Consider the following 16,659-nt stretch of genomic DNA (forward strand, 5'->3'; position numbering starts at 1 on the left):
CTAAATGAAAGAGTCGGTTATTCGCAAGCTGGAAGGCTTGCTTGAACGTAATGAAGAAGTATTGGCATTACTGAGTGATGCACAAGTTATTGCGGATCAAGACCGCTTTCGCGGCTTATCAAAAGAATATTCTCAGTTAGAAGATATTGTAAAAAGCTTTAAAGCGTTTCAAGAGGCTCAAGCCGATCTTGAGTCAGCGCAAGAAATGCTTACTGAAGATGACGCAGAAATGCGTGAAATGGCTCAAGAAGAAATTAAAGCAGCCAAAAAAGCCATTGCAGAACTTGAAGATGAATTACAAATCTTATTGCTTCCAAAAGATCCAAATGACGACCGTAATGCCTTCGTAGAAATCCGTGCCGGCGCCGGTGGTGATGAAGCCGCTATATTCGCGGGTGACTTATTCCGCATGTATTCACGTTTTTGTGAGTCGAATAAGTGGCAAATGGAAATCATGAACGCCAACGAAGGTGAGCATGGTGGCTTTAAAGAATTAATCGTTCACGTAACTGGTGAAGGCGTTTACGGTAAATTGAAATTTGAATCTGGCGGACACCGTGTTCAACGTGTACCAGAAACTGAATCCCAAGGTCGTGTACATACCTCAGCCGTTACCGTGGTTGTATTACCAGAAGTGCCAGAAGCAGAGCAGATTTCAATTAATCCAGCAGATTTAAAAGTCGATACCTTCCGCGCATCTGGCGCAGGTGGTCAGCACGTCAACAAAACCGATTCAGCCATTCGTATTACTCACGTACCGTCAGGTATTGTGGTGGAATGTCAGGATCAACGCTCGCAACATAAAAACCGTGCCCAAGCCATGAGTGTGCTTTCAGCGCGCTTACAAGCGGTTGAAGATGAAAAGCGTCGTAGCGAAGAAGAATCAACCCGCCGTAATCTAGTGGCAAGTGGTGACCGTTCTGAACGTATTCGAACTTACAACTTCCCACAAGGTCGTATGAGTGAGCACCGCATTAATTTAACGCTATACCGCTTAAATGAAATCATGGAAGGCGACTTAAACGCTATTATTGAGCCATTAATGCAAGAGGAACAAGCGGACTTGCTTGCTGCATTAGCTGACGACTAAGGAGTAACCTTGTCACAGTCTTCTTTCTCTACCATTGCGGAGTCTTTGCAATGGGCTTACAGTTTATTGGTCGATTCATCTGAATCGGCCAATATCGATGCAGAAGCCTTGCTTCTGCATTGCATCAATAAGCAGCGTAGCTTCATTTATACTTGGCCTGAAAAAGTCCTCACCACAGATCAATTCAAAGCTTATAAAGCCATGGTCGAAAAGCGCCAGCAAGGTGTGCCTGTGGCACATATTATTGGTGAACGTGAATTTTGGTCATTGCCATTTATTGTTAACGCCACCACCTTGATCCCGCGTCCTGATACTGAAATTTTAGTAGAAACCGCGTTAAATTTGCCTGTAGCGGAAACGGCTAAGGTACTGGATTTAGGTACGGGAACAGGCGCGATAGCATTGTCATTGGCATCTGAGCGACCACAATGGCAAGTCACAGCCGTTGATAAAGTCACTGATGCGGTAGAACTTGCTAAAGCCAACCGGCAAAACTTAAATCTCACTCAAGTTGAAATTTTACAATCAGATTGGTTTAGTGCAATTGAAGGCCGGCAATTTCAATTAATTGTCTCAAACCCTCCTTATATTGACGAAGCCGATGAGCATTTAGCCATGGGTGATGTGCGCTTTGAACCATCAAGTGCATTGACCGCAGGTGACGCAGGTTTTGCTGATTTATTTCATATCGCAACCTATGCGCGGGCTTACTTATCTGAAGGTGGCTATTTACTGCTGGAGCACGGCTTTGAACAGGCGCTGGTCGTAAGACAAAAGCTCATTGAACTTGGTTATGACAATGTCGCAACCGTGCGAGACTTTGGCAGTAATGACCGTTGCACCTTAGGTCAATGGAACAAGGTTTAAGCCACTTGCAACCGCCATTTTTTCGTTCGTTAATCATTGGCAGTGATCCATCGCGTTAATTGCCCAGTTAATACTGAGTTAGTTGCTGATTTACTCATGTAGTGACTGGCCTAATGGGGCGATTTTCACAACATTGCTAATAAGCCGCCAGATCGAGTAAACTAGCGGCCATTTTATCGGTAGCTCAAAGAGAAAAACAATAATGGAAACCTTTTACAGTTTATATCCAGCTGTTAAACACACGCACTTAACCTTCATCTTTTTAAGTGTGGTCTTTTTTGTCACTCGCTTTGTACTACACATGCGCAAGTCGCCAATCATGGATAAAAAGTTTGTTAAAGTTGCCCCTCATGTCATTGATACCTTCTTATTGTTATCAGGGCTAATCTTGTGCTTCATGATCAAACAATATCCATTTGTCGATGAGTGGATGACTGAAAAATTAATTGCAGTTTTAGCCTACATTGGATTGGGCGTTATGGCACTTAAAGGTAACCGTAACAATTTATTCAAAATCTTCGCCTTTTTAGGTGCTATCGGATGGCTCGTATTAGCTGCCAGGCTGGCTCATTTTAAACAAGTTGTATTAATGGGTTAATAGAGTTTAATGGCAAAACATCAAATGAAAGATGCAGTTAAGATCCCTGAAACTGCATTTGAAATAACACAACATCTTGGCTTTTCTCAAGAGAAGAAAGCGCTTTGGGCTTGGTATGAAATTGCCGGCTCAGTGATGAGCTTATATGTCGAAGATCAGCAACAGCGCTTTGAAGGTTTATTGCACTGGTTTTATGATGATTTAGGCTTTTGTGTGCGTGATGATTACTTTAGTGTTGATGCTGCCGATCTTGGTCGCTGCATTATGACCCGTCAAGGTAACAGCACCACCTTAGCCACGGTATTAATTTTACTGGCTAAGCAGCTTGATATTAGCTTAGAAGCGGTATTATTACCGGGGCACACCGTAGTGAGAAGCCATATAAATGATAATGTCATTTATATCGATCCGCTAACGGGGCAGCAATTAAGCCGCCACCAATTGCATATACTGGTGCGTGGTGAGTTAGGTAATTCGGCCATGCTTAAGCCTAAGTACTTAAAAACAGCCAGCCTAAAACGCTTAATAACTCGTATGTTACATGAGCTAAAAGCGGGTTGCATCGTAACCCAGAAATTTGAACAAGCGATGGAATGCTGCAATTTATTGCTGCAGTGGCATCCTGATGATGTGAGCTTAAATCGAGAGCGCGCTTTTATTGCCCAGCAACTGGGGTGCATTAAAGTGGCCATTTCAGATTTACAGCACTTTATCGACAGCAGTCCACACGACCCGGTGACGGAAATTGTCAAAATCCAGCTGAAAGAGTTAAGTCAACAACCACAGACTTATCACTAAGTGGTTAATATAATATTCAAATTCAGGCTCATTTATGAGCCTGAATTGTTTATCGCAAAGCAGTTAATCTGTCAGTAACTTCGCCAATTTAAAATAATAAGTACTTTAAAGTACATTCATAACAATAATAAATTCACTATGAAATGCATTTGCAAGGGAGCTTTTTCATGACCACCACACCCATGGTAACCAATGACGCAACAGCACTGGGATTACTTGCCGTCATTCTCGGCTTTGTTTTCTATACCAGTTCGTCAGCACACCCATTTTGGCAAAAATTCTATAAGTTTATCCCAGCCTTATTGCTGTGTTACTTCTTACCATCACTACTGAATACCTTTGGTATCGTCGATGGTGACACCTCAAAATTATATTATGTTGCCTCGCGTTACTTATTACCTGCTTGTTTGGTGTTATTGATTTTAAGTGTCGATTTAAAAGCGATTTTAAGTTTAGGCCCTAAAGCCATTGTGATGTTTTTAACCGGCACCGTGGGCATTGTGATTGGCGGTCCCATTGCGTTATTGATTATCTCAGCCATTAACCCTGACGTATTAGGCGGCAATGGCCCTGATGCAGTATGGCGCGGAATGACCACTCTTGCGGGCAGTTGGATTGGCGGCGGCGCTAACCAAGCCTCAATGAAAGAAATTTATGAAGTGGGCGGCGATATCTTTTCCGTGATGGTGACTGTAGATGTAATTGTCGCTAACCTGTGGATGGCAGTATTACTGCTGATGGCATCTCGTGCTAAAGAGATTGATGCTAAAACAGGCGCAGACACCACCGCCCTTGAAGCCCTTAAAGCCAAAGTTGAAAAGTACCATGCAGAAAATGCCCGTATACCTTCACTGCGTGACTTAATGCTGATTGTGGCCATAGGTTTTGGTGTTACCGGGTTAGCGCATTTTGCGGCAGACTTTTTAGGACCATTTTTTGAAGTTAATTACCCTTGGACTCAAGACTACAGCTTAACCTCCAAGTTCTTCTGGCTGGTTGTTATCGCCACTACTATTGGTTTAGCTTTATCCTTTAGTCCAGTAAAGCAGATAGAAGCTGCGGGCGCCTCGAAAGTGGCATCGGCATTTTTATATATCCTTGTTGCGACCATTGGTTTGCATATGGATGTATCCAAACTCGCTGATGAGCAAAACCTGTGGTATTTCGCCATTGGTATTATTTGGATGCTGGTACACGCAAGCTTTATGCTTATCGTGGCTAAAATTATTAAAGCGCCGCTGTTTTATATGGCGGTGGGCAGTCAGGCTAACGTTGGCGGCGCAGCGTCGGCCCCTGTGGTTGCAGCAGCGTTTCATCCAGCACTTGCGCCAGTTGGCGTATTGTTGGCGGTATTGGGCTATGCTGTAGGCACATATATGGCTTGGATGTGTGGCCAGTTACTGCAGATACTTGCGGTATAACATTATTTTTTAATGGGGTTAGCAGCGGCTAATCCCATGGTATTGATTAAAGAGAAATGACTATGGATCATAAAATCATTGGTTTAAATGAGCTAGAAATTGCGAATGATAAACCGTTTGTTTTATTTGGTGGCATGAATGTGCTTGAGTCTCGCGATCTAGCAATGAAAATTGCAGAGCATTACGTAGAAGTAACCCAAAAACTGGGTATTCCTTACGTATTTAAAGCGTCATTTGATAAAGCAAATCGCTCATCTGTGAACTCATATCGTGGTCCAGGTATGGAAGAAGGCTTAAAGATTTTCGAAGAGATTAAGTCGACCTTTAATGTACCTATTATCACCGATGTGCATGAAATTCATCAATGCCAGCCAGTGGCTGATGTGGTTGATATTATTCAGTTGCCAGCATTTTTAGCCCGTCAAACGGACCTAGTAGTTGCTATGGCAGCAACGGGTTCAATCATTAACGTGAAAAAGCCGCAATTCTTAGCGCCCCATGAAATGCGTCATATCATTAAGAAGTTTAATGAAGCCGGTAATGACAACATTATTCTGTGTGAACGTGGTTCAAGCTTTGGCTATAACAACCTAGTAGTGGATATGCTGGGTATGGATGAAATGAAGCAGTCTGGTTACCCAGTCATCTTTGATGCAACTCATGCACTGCAGCGCCCAGGTGGTCGTACTGATAGTGCAGGCGGACGCCGCGCTCAAGCAACCGAACTTGCACGTAGCGGTATGGCATTAGGTTTAGCGGGGTTGTTCATTGAAGCGCATCCAGATCCTGATAATGCTAAGTGCGATGGCCCATGTGCATTGCCGCTTAATCAGCTTGAAAACTACTTAACTCAAATGAAAGCGGTAGATGATTTGGTCAAGTCGTTTGAACCAATTGATACCAGTAAGTAGATAAGAGATTCTTTAAAAGCCCTGAACTTATGATTAAGTTCAGGGCTTTTTTTTGCTTGAACTTAACGTTGTTTGGATAGGTTAAGAAATCGTTTTGATACTCTAGTTGGTAATAAGATCAAGGTCGTGGTGCTTCGCCCACACCAGACCAAAAGGGTATCAACAGCAATACTCTCTTGGAACACCCAGCTGCCCCAACGAAAAATGCTGAAAAGTGTCTGCCATTATTAAAATCTTTACCCTCCCCAGCAGCTGCATAAAATGCGGTAACTGTGACTGGCCCGATACCTGGAATACTTTCTAAACGCCAACAAACTTGACTACTTTTTGCCTCTTGTTGTACCTGCTTATCACAAGATTTAATCTTTTCCTCAATACCAATTTGTGGTTAGCTTTGGTATCGACATTTAAGCGGTTAAAAATGACTTAATCAAAGACAGTTATTTATGGATTTTTTGTGCCCGCAATTGGGGCAAGGCAATAATGACTCACCAACTGACTTATCAATACTCCTAGTACCGCCCCTGCCAGTAAGTCACCTAAGTAATGGTAGTTTTGCCCTAATTGACCGATAAAAACGCTTACCATGGCTGTTAACCACAACCAGTAAAGCTTTGGGCTGTATTGCCAAAATAAACTGGCGAAGGCAAAGGTAAATAGCGCATGCCCTGAAGGAAACGAATGATAGCTTTGCGACAATGAAAATGGCGCAAATATCTCCACGCCATGCTCAATCCAAGAGGGGTTATTATTAACCCAAGTTTCTGGCCAGGTGCGGCCGCTGATAATTTTAGCCCCAAAACGGACCACTGTGGCGCTAATAGCGACCAAGACAATGGGCTTAACTAAATGAATGAATGCGTTATTACGACCTAATAAGCCAATTAAAACAAGCACGCCTGCCAATACTTCTAAGGCTAATGGGGTATTTGCCAGTAGTTTAAATACTGAGGTTAATCCAAAGTCGCTTTGCTTACTATCATGTAAAAGCTGTGCCAAAGGTCGATCAATGTAGCTTACGCTTACCAGTATGGCGATAACGGCAACAAGGTAGAATAAACCGACTCGAGCACTAAACGGCAGAGCTTGAGGCTGTAATAAGGCTTTGGGCTGCAATAACATAAGTTTAGCGGCTTGTTTTTTCATAGCTATGGTTTTTCATCTATTGGGTTTATAGCGCACTTTCTAGCGCGGTTATTTCAGTTAGCATGCTTTGATTTATCGCAGCTGTTAAACCGTGATGGGCTGCGCGGGCGACCACGTAACCGTTAATTTGCAGTATCTCGGTTTTGCGATTGTGATGAATATCTTGATGCATAGACGAAAAGTTGTTGGCTGTGAGTTTAATTACCTGATTGATGATGGCAACAGAATCAAGCAGCGAAAGGTTAACCCCATCAGCTTTGGCGACCATGATGCACTCTTGCGTTATCGCCTCGATTTGCTGCTGAAATTGCGGCTGGGCCAATTCACCATTAGCACATTGGGCTAATGCCGTCAGTGGGTTAATGGCGCAATTAACCAGCAGCTTTTGCCACAAACTAGTGACGATATCATCGACTACCGACATATCTTCAACAGCAGCCAGTAATTGGTTTTGTATTGCTAAAGGCATTACTGGGCCAGATAAATGGCCAATAATGCTTTTACCTTTACCCGTATGGCGCACCTGCATCGGCGCCAGTTTTAACGCCGCTTGAGATGTCGTGCCTAAAGATAACCCCAGTTTAAGTTGAGGGTGTTGCTTTAGAAGGGCTAACACCTCTAAATGTGGCCCCATACCATTGTGTAGCAGCAGAATATGACAACTCTGTGGAATAAGCGCCAATATAGAAGCAATAGCATCAGTCACTTGATAAGCCTTTACGCAGACAATGACTAATTTAATATTGGCTAACGCAGCCTTGTTAAGCTGATTTATGTTCGCTTGGATACAGGGCTGATGCAAACTGTCACCGTTAAGAGTTTCAAGAGTGATTGTAGAGCAATCATCATGGCTTGTAGCGCCTACAGAGCGACTGCGTGTGAGTAGTAATGGCTGCTTGATTGCTGCTAACTGGCAGTACAGCAAGCTGCCAATAGCGCCAGCCCCAATAATCGCAATATCAGTCTGGTACACATGATTATCGTTAACATGATTGTCGTTAACATGGTTGTCGTTAACATCAAAAACTGGCTTTTGGGTAGTGTTAAGGATATTGCGGTCGCTGTTAGTGCGCTGTGGCATGTGGTTTCTCTTGAGTGCTATAGGGCAGATTTGAGCGGTCCCTTTTTGAATAACTTTGCAGCTTGATATTTTCTAAACACAAATAGCAATAAGTAAAATAATACCACCCCAATTAAATCTGCAACTACATCAGCAATAGAGGCGCTACGATAGGGGATCTGCGATTGTATCAGTTCAATTAATACCGCATAGGCAGTCATTATCAGCCCCATCCAGTACCATTTAGGCTTGAAGGCAAAATAAGCTAAAAACGTTAAGCCCAAAAAACTGACGGTATGGCCGACTTTATCCATATTAGAAAACGTCATTGGATAGTTAGGTTTAGAGAAAACCAAGTAACTGATGATGATGACAGCGAAAGCAAAAGCGGCGCTAAAAAACAATTTCATTTTCATGCTGTACATATCTTAGCTGGATGCAATGTCGTTTGAGTAAATCAATAATAAAAAAAGCAGCGTTCAAAGTCATTAAATTCCAACTATTAATTGTTTTCTCTTTAGTCTAGGCTTTGCCTACAGGCTTAGAGTGTTAAAATAACCCTAAATAATTTATTGGAGAATGACTATGCCATCTATGGATGTCGTATCAGAAGTTGACGAAGTTGAATTACGTAATGCCGTTGAAAACTCTCGCCGTGAATTGGCGGGACGATTTGATTTTCGCGGTAAAGATGCTGAAATCGAATACAAAGATCATGTGGTGACTTTAAAAGCCGAAGATGATTTCCAATGTCAGCAGTTGGTGGATATTTTACGCATTCAGCTTAGTAAGCGTAATGTTGACCCATCAGCCATGGATGTGGATGACAAGACGGTACATAGCGGTAAAACCTTCAGTCTAAAAGTGAAGTTTAAAGAAGGCATTGAAACACTTATCGCCAAAAAATTAGTCAAAGCGATTAAAGATAGCAAGCTTAAAGTGCAAGCCGCGATTCAAGGTGACTCGGTTCGAGTGACAGGTAAAAAGCGTGACGACTTACAAGCGGTCATGCGCCTTGCTAAAGAAGCTGACTTAGGGCAACCGTTTCAATTTAATAACTTTAGAGATTAAATTTCTGAAGCGTAAAATGCTGCTGCATTAAGTTGTGCTGCGGATAAGCCTCTTAATATAAAAAAGCCCAATGTAATTGGGCTTTTTTTATGCTGAATATCTTGTGATGAATTAAATAGATTAGTTTTTATCGGCCTCAGCTGACAGTATAGGCTCATCAGTTTGTTGATGTTTAACCGAGCTATAGCGTTGTAATAAACTAATTAAAATCAATACCGGAAAGCCAATTAAACTGGCGGCGATAAAGAAATTTACATAGCCAAAGGCATCAACATAAACCCCAGAAAACCCAGCGATAAACTTAGGGAATAGCAACATGATAGAGGAGAGTAGGGCATATTGAGTTGCGCTGTAACCGCTACTAGTTAGGCTTGATAAGTACGCAATAAATGCCGCAGTAGCAATACCAGCGCTGAAGTTATCCACTGAAATAGCAAAGGTCAAAAATGGCATGTTGTAGCCAATGTAAGCTTGCCAAGCAAATAACAGGTTAGTGATGGCCACTAACAATGCCCCTAGAAAGAGGATTTTCATGGTGCCATAACGGACAATTAATAAGCCGCCAAATGCTGCGCCAACTAAGGTCATGATTAAACCATAGACTTTACTAACAAAAGCAATTTCCTCTTTACTAAAGCCCATGTCGACATAGAACACATTGGCCATAATTCCCATAACAATGTCTGAGATGCGGTAGCAAGATATAAGTAATAAAATCAGTATCGCGGTTTTACCATATCGCTTAAAAAAGTCGATAAAGGGCAATACGCTGGCGCTATACAACCAAGCCAATGGCGCTGCAAGTTTAGGCGGATACTTTTGTGCAAAGCGTTGTTTAAGTTGTAACTCTTGTTCATCAGCGCTTTTGGTGTCAACTTCAGGCTCTTTACTGCAAAGAGTGGTAATAATACCCACTGACATTAATAACGCCATCACAAAGTAAGCGGTTTGCCATGATTCAAGATTGTAGCCATCATTGCCAGGGTCAACCCAAGCGGCAATGCTTAACGCCCCTGCTGTGGCGACAATCATTGCGCCGCGATAACCTACTTGATATGCCGCAGCTAAGGCTGCTTGCATTTTTTCTGGAGCAGATTCAATACGAAATGCATCAATGACAATGTCTTGGGTGGCTGAGGCTAAGGCGAGTAAGAAAGCGCAAATGGCAAGCCGCTCTAAATCCACTAAGGGATCGCTAAATGACATGCCGGCAATGGCGCCCACCAGACATAACTGCGCAAATAGCATCCAGCCACGGCGGCGGCCAAAAAATCGGGTAAAAATAGGCAAAGACATGCGGTCAACCAGTGGTGACCAGGCCCATTTGAAGGCGTAGGTGAGGGCTATCCAACTAAAGTAACCAATGGCGGCGCGGTCAACGCCAGCTTCTCTTAACCAAAAGCTTAAGGTTGAAAATACTAACATTAACGGCAGGCCAGCCGAGAACCCGAGTAACAATAAAATAACCACGCGCTTATGATAATAAACTGACAGCGCTTCTCGAGTTCGACTAAATAATTCTGACATAAGACAACAGATAAGAGGAGAATGGCTCTAGCTTAAGCGGGCTCGCTAGATGGTTCAAGTTATTATCAAGTTATTAATAGTACAGCAATTTGAGCTTGGTCAATAAACAAGGGTATTTGTAATACTCAGGTTTGTTAAACCATGAGTTTAAGCTCAACGCTGCTATGAGTGAGCATTGGTTATATTGATGATTCAAATAATAAAAAAGTAATTAGCATAGCGCTTATAACAAGCTGTGTTGTAACTAAAAAGACCCACTAAATAGTGGGTCTAATGCCAACACAACCTTGAGGTACTTCACCACCGCTATTAATGTAATCACAGCAATCGTGAACTTGTTGACGTAAATATTGATTACCGCGGATAACCATTGCTGGCCATTCATGAAAACAGTGCAATAAATGCCAAAATACTTTTTCAGTATCAGTTGGAGTCATAGTTTCAGGAGGGTTATCTAAGTCGACGGCTTGCCACTCTTCCAATACATCCCACATGTAGAGCTTGATTTCATGGTGATCTAGTTGGTTATCTAAGAAGGCTTTTCCATAATACGCCAGTTGAGGGGCTTTGGTTTCTATAAAATCATTGGGCGTCATCGTCTTTGGCGTTGTTATCTTAATTGGCATGAGAAGCGTCCTTATAATTCCATTTATTGACCAATAAGGTTTGTTACAAGATAGACTAAAGTATAGTTGGTTATCTTGAACATTCACTCGGATTTACAAAGTAAAATGAAATTCAGTATTTATGACTAGATAATCATCGCTAGGCATTGTAAAAAACTACAAAAAAGCGGCGTTAAATGTATATTTAACGCCGCTTTTTTAAATAATTGATGAATTTACGTAACGTAAATGAGTCACCTATAACCATGAAATTTATAAGGTTTATCGTTTCAGTAGTGTCGCTTTATTCAATTTCACTTCTTTAACGGGCACATCAGGCCAATTGAGTTGGGCATTATGGCCAGTTGGAACATATGACATGGCTTCCAGTACTGCCATTCCTTCTACGACTTCGCCAAATACCGCATAACCCCAACGGCGCTTGGAAGGATTGAGGTTTTTATTATCGCCTACATTGAAGTAAAACTGACGCGTGGCAGAGTGGGGGTCGTTATCGCGAGCCATAGCAATGGTGCCCATAGCATTGGATAAACCATTACCGGATTCATTAACGATAGGGTCTAGCGATGGAAGTTCTTCAAACTCCGAGGTTAATCCGCCACCTTGAACCACAAAATCGGCAATGACGCGATGAAAAATCGTATTGTCATAATCGCCTTTGACCACATAGGTCAAAAAATTATCCACAGTGAGTGGCGCACGGGTTCTATCTAGCTCAACCACGACCTTGCCCATGCTGGTATCAAACTCAACTTTTGGGTAAAGCGTATCGGGCTGAATATCCACGGCTGCTTGAGCAACCATGGTTGATAATGCAAGTACGCTGGCTAACATCCACTTAAGCATGGCTTCTTCCTGGGTTATTGTTGTAAGAAATGGTGCAGTTCAGCATCATTAATAATTTTGCTGGTCAGTTCATCGATGAGCTTATTCATATCCAGCTCAAGGGTGGCGTAATCTGGGCTAAATGGGCCCTTTAATAAACCTTTAGCGTTATATATCTTAGTAAATTCTTGGGTTTGATTTTTAGCGACCACATTGATGGTTAATGTCGTCTTTGCCTCAAAACCGAAAGTCGACTCGGTGACATCTGTCAGTAAATAATCTAATTGAAATTCAGCCGAATTGGTCGCTGCAGGGTCAACTTGATAGCCCGCCTTGGTCATGGCTTGCTTAAATACATTGTCCAGTTGCTGCCTGATAGGTTCACTTGGGCTAATTAATTCTGCTGCTTCACCTTCTTTATTAAAGCGAACAATAAAGTTAGCTTTGCGGACATCAATGGTGTTTACCGCAACAGTGGCATATTGGTCGATTTGATTCAGTGGTTGGGGGACACTGGGGTTAAGCGCAATATGGGTCGGGGTGTAACTGGCGCAAGCTGAAAGAAATAACGAGCTGCATAACAACAAAGGTAATGATTTCATGTCACAAAACGGTAAAAAATGATGGCCTCAGAATAACAGATTTTTACTGCCTTGCCAGCCCAATAACCTGAGTTAATCAGTTTCACTGGTTCATTTATTAGTCTGGATTATTTCGCCATGATGATGAGAGATTAGTGGTGATATCCCATGGTAACAAACCATTGACTTTAGCCCTGAAAGTATAGAGGTTAGAGTCTAATCATATTATTCATTGGATGCTAAATGGCTTTACATCATCGACAACCCACTTCGGCATTAGCGCCAGAATCGTTAATTAAAAATGACGGCCAACCTATATATGGGCATTTTGATGGCATTGTCGCAGATCTTGGTGTTAAGCAATTTAGTTACTTTACTGACATGGATAAGCCCAGTTCATGGTTTGCAAAACATGTCGATTTTAAGCAATTTCAATTTATTAATATTACTACCCCTCGTTATATCATTGGGGTGGCTATTGCCGATATTCGCTATGTTGGCAGCAGTTTTTGTTACCTCTATGACATAGAAAAAAATCGCTTAACACAGACGCAAACCTTAAAACCGTTAGCGCTGGGTATGTCACTGTCTCAGTCACCTAAAAATGGTCAGTCGCGCATTAAGCATCGCCAATCTCAGATTGAATTTGTTATTAAAGACGGTGTCTGGCAGTTATATATCGCCGCAGACAATATTCAGGCTGAGCTTACATTAACAGCGCCCATGTTAAGTTTGCCGATGAGTTTATGCACGCCAACCGGCTATAACGGTTGGACCTATACCCAAAAACACAATGGTTTAAAAGTATCAGGCAGTTTAACGGTCAATGATGAACCGCAGCCGCTGAATCAGGCTTTAGCGAGTTATGATTTTTCTGCCGGATACATGCGCCGAGAAACCAGCTGGCGCTGGGCGTCAATCAATACTCAAGTTGAATCGGGTGTGTTGGGGCTTAACTTAGCCGCGGGCGTTAATGAAACAGGCGCCACTGAGAACGTGTTATGGATTAATGGTGAACGCCATTTTATGCCAGCGGTAAGGTTTGAGTTTAATCGCCAGCGCAGTGACGATGATTGGTACATCACCGGGGGCGACAACCAAATTGATTTAAGCTTTCGCGCATTAAAGTGTCGCAGTGAGAAGATTAACCTTGGGTTTCTTAAAAGTAATTTCAGGCAGTATATTGGTTATTTTAGTGGCCAGATAACCGACAATAATGGCCGAGTGCATCAGTTACAAAATCAACTTGGATTAACCGAAGATCATTTTGCAAAGTGGTAATGAACCTAAGCCTGTTAGCGCCAATGGGTTAATGCATTTATAAATAGATTCATAAAATACAATAATAAAAAATAAAGAAGGTTTTCAATGGATTTGAATACACTGATCACTCACCCCGAGATCTTGCTACTGGTGCTGGCGCCACTATTTTTCCTGTGCATTTTACTGGAGTGGTATCTAGGCACTAGATCCAATAAGTTACCCGAATCAGCCAAGTACGCCCCTATGGAAGTTGCGTGTAATTTTTGCCTTGCCGCAATGCATCAACTAACTGACATTTTAGCCGGATTATTTATCGCAAAATTATACCTGATGGTATTTGATTGGAAGCTACTTGATATTCAAATGGGAATTGGCAGTTTTATTGCGTTGATGATCGCCCAAGATTTCTGTTATTACTGGTTTCACCGCGCAAGCCACCGTGTGCGCTGGATGTGGGCGGCTCATGTTGTTCACCATAGCTCTGAAAATATGAATTTCAGCACTGCTTTTAGGCAGAGTTTGCTTTACCCCTTAGCGGGAATGTGGCTGTTTTGGCTGCCATTGGTGGTGATTGGGTTTGACCCCAATTGGGTGGTATTTGTAGTACTGCTTAATTTGGGGTTACAGTTTTTTGTGCATACCCAAGCGATTAAATCTCTTGGCCCGCTTGAGCTTATTTTTAATACGCCGTCACATCATCGGGTGCACCATGGCCGTAACCCACAATATATTGATAAAAATTATGCAGGCGTGCTGATCATTTGGGATAAGTTATTTAACACCTTTGAGCCTGAAAATGACACGGTGATTTATGGTATTACCAAGCCGGTTAATAGTTTTAATCCTATAATCGTGAGCTTTGCTGAGTGGCGAGACATGTTTAAGGAAGTGACTATGGCGGGGTTAACATTAAAGCAAAGATTAGCGGTGTTATTGTCGCCGCCGGCTCAAGTTGATTTGAAGCTCAATACTAAGGTTGATAGCGTAAAAACCTTGAGCGAAGAGTATCATAATCACTAAAGGTAATAGCCAATAACGAAGGTTTAACCTACTTAACAGATACTCGGAAGGGGTTGAGTACATGAAAAGTAGGTCTCACCAAATAAAAAAGGGCTATTTGGGTTCAGCCCCAGCGACAATTAACTAGTCACTTTATGTTTGCTCAGAACATAAGGTTTATTGCTAGATAATGTAATGCTAAATCGTTGTTAATCTATCTTGAGTTGAGGCTATTTGCTTTTGGGGCTAACAGGCTCAATTCTGGGGATCAATATCCACACCGCAGCAATGGCAATGAGAGCTAAAGATGCACCAATAACAAATGCTGGCGTGTAGTTACCGTCAGCCGTTAAATAGGGCACTAACGCTGTTAACCCTAATGCCCCTAGCTTGGCAGCCATTCCTGAAACTCCTGCTAGTGTACCCACAGCTTTTTTCCCAAATAAATCACTGGGCAGTGTTTGTACATTACCAATAGCCGTTTGAAAGCCGAACAAGATCACCGCCATGATCATTACCGCGGTCGTTGGCCCACCTGGGTTTGCCATAGATAAAAGCGATGGCAACATAATCAAACAACCTAAGGTAATCGTCAGCTTACGGGTTTTATTGGTATCCCAACCTGCTTTTAAACGGTTTTGTGCCAGTAAGCCACCAAACCATGCCCCAAGCATTGCTCCCACATAAGGCACCCAGCCGTATATCCCAATAGACTTAACATCCATGGCGTACACTTCATTGAGGTAAATAGGGATCCAGAAAACAAACAACCACCAGATAGGATCGATTGCTGCAGACGCAATAATCACCCCCCAACTTTGCTTATGAGAAAGTAGCTCTGTGGTGGTCGGGTTATATTCTTTTGCATCAACTTCATCGTCAGCGTTAGTGCATTTCTGACCTGTTAAAATGTATTGTCGCTCCTCCTCGGTAATCCAAGGGTGAGACTTAGGCGGTGCTTTAACTAAGATAATCCAAGGGATTAACCATAATAAACCGACCAAACCAATGACAACGAAGACCATTTGCCAGCTAAAATAAACGGTCATATAAGCGATAAGTGGAATCGATATAATGCCGCCAATAGCAGCACCTGAGTTAAAAATGCCTTGGGCTAAAGCGCGCTCCTTTGTAGGAAACCAATCAGCGTTACTTTTAGCTGCGCCTGGCCAGTTACCAGCCTCAGCCAGACCTAGAATTGCTCTAAAGATACTGAAGCTCAGCATACCCTGTGCGAATGCATGTGCAGCTGTTGCAATCGACCACACCCCAATTGAGAGCACAAAGCCTAGTCGGGTACCAATCCAGTCAAATATTTTACCAAATATCGCCTGACCAAAGGCATAAGATAATATGAATACAATAGAAATATTGGCATAGATCTGTTTGCGCTCTAGTGCGGTTTCATTAGGAAATATATCTTCAACAATATCAGGCCAAAGCACGCTTAGCGCTGAACGGTCGATATAATTAATTACCGTAGCTAATGCGATGAGTAGAATCACCCACCAGCGTAAGTTTCTTATTTTCATTTTAGTCCCTCAATGAAATCTTCTCTTGCGGGACTAAAGGTATCAATTAAAATACCGCCTGTTGGGCAAGTGGCCCCATGGTCTGCATGAGGCGGGATCATACAGCTATCACCCGCTCTTAGAATTTTAGTGACGCCATCGATATTAAAGTGAAATTCACCTTCCACAACGTATGAAACTTGTGAGTGTCTGTGGGCATGATTGTAACCAATGGCTCCTTTCTCAAACCAAATTTTTACTGCCATTAGCTCTTGATTAAACCCAAGCATTTGACGCTTTAAACCGCCGCCAATGTCTTCAATTTCTGTTTCATTTCCAAATGAAAAATGTTCGCTCTGTTTCAT

Annotated in this window: 18 protein-coding genes and 1 pseudogene; 9 read left to right on the forward strand and 10 right to left on the reverse strand. The window is 42.4% G+C overall.

Annotated features, from left to right (window positions below; genetic code table 11):
• The first annotated feature begins 4 nt into the window (after window positions 1-4).
• The 6 genes from prfA to kdsA all read left to right on the forward strand — a co-directional run bounded on the left by prfA (window position 5) and on the right by kdsA (window position 5,685).
• Entirely contained in the window at window positions 5-1,090 is a 1,086-nt protein-coding gene (gene prfA / locus AB4160_RS15470) for a peptide chain release factor 1 (RefSeq protein ID WP_076543119.1), read from the forward strand.
• 9 nt (window positions 1,091-1,099) lie between these two features.
• Window positions 1,100-1,957, forward strand: a complete 858-nt coding sequence (gene prmC / locus AB4160_RS15475) for a peptide chain release factor N(5)-glutamine methyltransferase (RefSeq protein ID WP_102438929.1) — start codon at window positions 1,100-1,102, stop codon at window positions 1,955-1,957.
• A 202-nt stretch (window positions 1,958-2,159) separates the two neighbouring features.
• Window positions 2,160-2,555, forward strand: a complete 396-nt coding sequence (locus tag AB4160_RS15480) for a SirB2 family protein (protein WP_076543121.1) — start codon at window positions 2,160-2,162, stop codon at window positions 2,553-2,555.
• A gap of 9 nt (window positions 2,556-2,564) precedes the next feature.
• Window positions 2,565-3,353 (forward strand): SirB1 family protein, encoded by a 789-nt coding sequence (locus tag AB4160_RS15485; protein WP_102438925.1) that lies wholly within the window; start codon window positions 2,565-2,567, stop codon window positions 3,351-3,353.
• A 167-nt stretch (window positions 3,354-3,520) separates the two neighbouring features.
• Window positions 3,521-4,774, forward strand: coding sequence for a DUF819 domain-containing protein (locus AB4160_RS15490; protein WP_076543123.1), 1,254 nt, complete (start codon window positions 3,521-3,523; stop codon window positions 4,772-4,774).
• Window positions 4,775-4,836: 62 nt separating this feature from the next.
• Window positions 4,837-5,685, forward strand: coding sequence for a 3-deoxy-8-phosphooctulonate synthase (gene kdsA / locus AB4160_RS15495; protein WP_102438923.1), 849 nt, complete (start codon window positions 4,837-4,839; stop codon window positions 5,683-5,685).
• A 202-nt stretch (window positions 5,686-5,887) separates the two neighbouring features.
• On the opposite strand, the pseudogene AB4160_RS15500 reads toward kdsA, so the two are convergent.
• The 4 genes and pseudogenes from AB4160_RS15500 to AB4160_RS15515 form a co-directional block, all read right to left on the reverse strand.
• Window positions 5,888-6,061: pseudogene (locus AB4160_RS15500) on the reverse strand (transposase); the annotation flags it as partial.
• A 68-nt stretch (window positions 6,062-6,129) separates the two neighbouring features.
• Window positions 6,130-6,831 (reverse strand): phosphatase PAP2 family protein, encoded by a 702-nt coding sequence (locus AB4160_RS15505; protein ID WP_303502618.1) that lies wholly within the window; start codon window positions 6,829-6,831, stop codon window positions 6,130-6,132.
• 25 nt (window positions 6,832-6,856) lie between these two features.
• On the reverse strand, window positions 6,857-7,912 hold the full coding sequence (locus tag AB4160_RS15510) for a ketopantoate reductase family protein (RefSeq protein WP_102438913.1): 1,056 nt from the start codon (window positions 7,910-7,912) through the stop codon (window positions 6,857-6,859).
• Window positions 7,913-7,929: 17 nt separating this feature from the next.
• Entirely contained in the window at window positions 7,930-8,307 is a 378-nt protein-coding gene (locus AB4160_RS15515) for a VanZ family protein (protein WP_102438911.1), read from the reverse strand.
• Window positions 8,308-8,476: 169 nt separating this feature from the next.
• Here AB4160_RS15515 and AB4160_RS15520 point away from each other — a divergent pair, with 169 nt between their 5' ends.
• Window positions 8,477-8,962 carry a YajQ family cyclic di-GMP-binding protein gene (locus AB4160_RS15520; RefSeq protein ID WP_303445568.1) on the forward strand — a complete coding sequence of 162 codons (486 nt, stop codon included), beginning with the start codon at window positions 8,477-8,479 and terminating at the stop codon, window positions 8,960-8,962.
• A gap of 120 nt (window positions 8,963-9,082) precedes the next feature.
• Here AB4160_RS15520 and AB4160_RS15525 read toward each other — a convergent pair whose 3' ends face one another.
• From AB4160_RS15525 to AB4160_RS15540, 4 genes are all read right to left on the reverse strand, one after another.
• The gene (locus tag AB4160_RS15525) at window positions 9,083-10,489 is read right to left on the reverse strand and encodes an AmpG family muropeptide MFS transporter (protein WP_372005434.1); all 1,407 of its coding nucleotides are present in this window, start codon (window positions 10,487-10,489) and stop codon (window positions 9,083-9,085) included.
• 257 nt (window positions 10,490-10,746) lie between these two features.
• Entirely contained in the window at window positions 10,747-11,085 is a 339-nt protein-coding gene (locus AB4160_RS15530) for a hypothetical protein (protein ID WP_102475590.1), read from the reverse strand.
• Window positions 11,086-11,376: 291 nt separating this feature from the next.
• Window positions 11,377-11,961 carry a peptidylprolyl isomerase gene (locus tag AB4160_RS15535; RefSeq protein WP_102475580.1) on the reverse strand — a complete coding sequence of 195 codons (585 nt, stop codon included), beginning with the start codon at window positions 11,959-11,961 and terminating at the stop codon, window positions 11,377-11,379.
• A 14-nt stretch (window positions 11,962-11,975) separates the two neighbouring features.
• Window positions 11,976-12,542 (reverse strand): YajG family lipoprotein, encoded by a 567-nt coding sequence (locus AB4160_RS15540; RefSeq protein ID WP_102438903.1) that lies wholly within the window; start codon window positions 12,540-12,542, stop codon window positions 11,976-11,978.
• 222 nt (window positions 12,543-12,764) lie between these two features.
• Here AB4160_RS15540 and AB4160_RS15545 point away from each other — a divergent pair, with 222 nt between their 5' ends.
• The gene (locus AB4160_RS15545) at window positions 12,765-13,802 is read left to right on the forward strand and encodes a DUF2804 domain-containing protein (RefSeq protein ID WP_102438901.1); all 1,038 of its coding nucleotides are present in this window, start codon (window positions 12,765-12,767) and stop codon (window positions 13,800-13,802) included.
• Between the two features lie 87 nt (window positions 13,803-13,889).
• Window positions 13,890-14,804 (forward strand): sterol desaturase family protein, encoded by a 915-nt coding sequence (locus AB4160_RS15550; protein ID WP_372005437.1) that lies wholly within the window; start codon window positions 13,890-13,892, stop codon window positions 14,802-14,804.
• 209 nt (window positions 14,805-15,013) lie between these two features.
• Here the strand turns inward: AB4160_RS15550 and AB4160_RS15555 are convergent, their stop codons facing one another.
• Together AB4160_RS15555 and AB4160_RS15560 are read right to left on the reverse strand one after the other, a co-directional pair.
• The gene (locus AB4160_RS15555; RefSeq protein ID WP_102475577.1) at window positions 15,014-16,315 is read right to left on the reverse strand and encodes an MFS transporter; all 1,302 of its coding nucleotides are present in this window, start codon (window positions 16,313-16,315) and stop codon (window positions 15,014-15,016) included.
• Window positions 16,312-16,659, reverse strand: a complete 348-nt coding sequence (locus tag AB4160_RS15560; RefSeq protein WP_102438895.1) for a cupin domain-containing protein — start codon at window positions 16,657-16,659, stop codon at window positions 16,312-16,314. Before AB4160_RS15560 ends, AB4160_RS15555 begins: the two co-directional genes overlap by 4 nt.

This window comes from Shewanella sp. 10N.286.51.B8 (assembly GCF_041469325.1).
Lineage (GTDB): Bacteria > Pseudomonadota > Gammaproteobacteria > Enterobacterales > Shewanellaceae > Shewanella.